This window comes from Pseudomonas sp. P5_A2_2 (assembly GCF_054177685.1).
The window spans coordinates 1-1653 of record NZ_JBGCUL010000964.1 but is presented as its reverse complement, the minus strand read 5'-3'; the positions used below and the strand labels follow the sequence as shown (position 1 = coordinate 1653).

Annotated in this window: 1 protein-coding gene; it reads left to right on the top strand. The window is 60.9% G+C overall.

The annotated features are described in order from the left end of the window. The coding region (locus tag ACXRVY_RS27825) for a DUF748 domain-containing protein (protein ID WP_458238814.1) at positions 1-1653 on the top strand (1653 nt) is incomplete at both ends.

Genomic DNA, 1653 nt, shown 5'->3' with positions numbered 1-1653 from the left:
ACCATTGCCCCCTTCGCGATCAAGGCCCCGGACGGCCGGCCGCTGGTGAAGCTTGAGCGCCTGGACGTCAGCGAAACCACCGTGGACCTGGCCAAGCAGCAAGTGGTGGTCGGCAAGATCCGCAGCCACAAACTGGAAACCTGGGCCGCGCTGGAATCAGACGGCCAACTCGATTGGCAGAAACTGTTCGCCAGCCAACCGTCAAAACCCACCGCCAAAGCCAAGGCGGATGCCGAACCGGCCAGCACTCCGGCGGCGGCAGACTCACCGAAACCTGAACCAGCCGCGCCAGGCAAGCCCTGGCAGGTGCTGCTCAAGGATGTGCAGTTGCGCGATTACCAGGTGCATCTGGCCGACCGCAAGGCACAACCCGCCGTCGCCCTGGATCTGAGCCCGCTGAACCTCGACCTGCAAAACTTCGACAGCCTCAACGGCTCACCCTTTACCCTCAAGCTCGATACCGGTGTGGGCAAGCAAGGCAGGATCATGGCCGACGGTGAGGTCAACCTGGCCCCGGTCAGCGCCAGACTGAAGGTCCAGACCAGGGACATCGACCTGCGGGTTGCCCAGTCCTACATCACGCCGTTCATTCGCCTGGAACTGCGCAGCGGCATGCTCGGCAGCGATCTGGCGGTCGACCTGAAAAGCACCGCCCCCCTGGCCTTCAACGTCACCGGCCGCGCCCAGGTCGATCAGTTGCATACCCTGGACACCCTGAAAACCCGCGACTTCCTCAAGTGGCAACAGGTCGTGGTCGAAGGCCTGAACTATCAGCATGGGGACAGCCTGTCGATCGACAAGATCAACCTGTTCCAGCCCTATGCGCGTTTCATGATCAACGATGATCGCACCACCAACATCGATGACCTGCTGATTGCGCAGCCAGCAGACACTGGGGCAAAACCGGCAGCGAGCAAACCGGCCAGCAATGAAAAGCCGTTGGGCATCCACATCGGCGGCATATTCATCAATGACGGTTCGGCCAATTTCGCCGACTTCAGCCTGACCCCGAACTTCGCCACCGCCATCCAGCAACTCAACGGGCAGATCGGCACCATCGACAGTCGCCAGCCGAAACCGGCCGGTGTCGACATCAAGGGCAAGGTCGATCGCTACGCGCCGGTGACCATCAAGGGCGCCGTCAATCCGTTCAACCCGATGGCCAGCCTCGACATCGCCACCAGCTTCAAACGTGTGGAACTGACCACGCTGACGCCCTACTCCGGCAAATTCGCCGGCTACCGTATCCGCAAGGGCCGGCTCAATCTCGACCTGCACTACCAGATCACTAACGGTCAGCTCAAAGCTGAAAACAAAGTGGTAGTCGAACAACTGCAACTGGGTGAAAAAGTCGACAGCCCGGATGCCGTGAGCCTGCCGCTGAAACTGGCGATTGCCCTGCTCAAGGACGTCGATGGCAAGATCTCCATCGAACTGCCGGTCAGCGGCGACCTGAACAACCCTCAGTTCAGCGTCATGCCGATTATCTGGCAGACCCTGCGCAACCTGGTCGTCAAAGCCGCGGCAGCACCGTTCAATTTCATTGGCGGGCTGGTCAACGGTGGTGGCTCGGAAGACCTGGGCAGTGTGTCGTTCGTAGCGGGTTCCAGCGATCTGAGCAAGGACGCCGAAGGCGCTTTGGACAAACTCTCC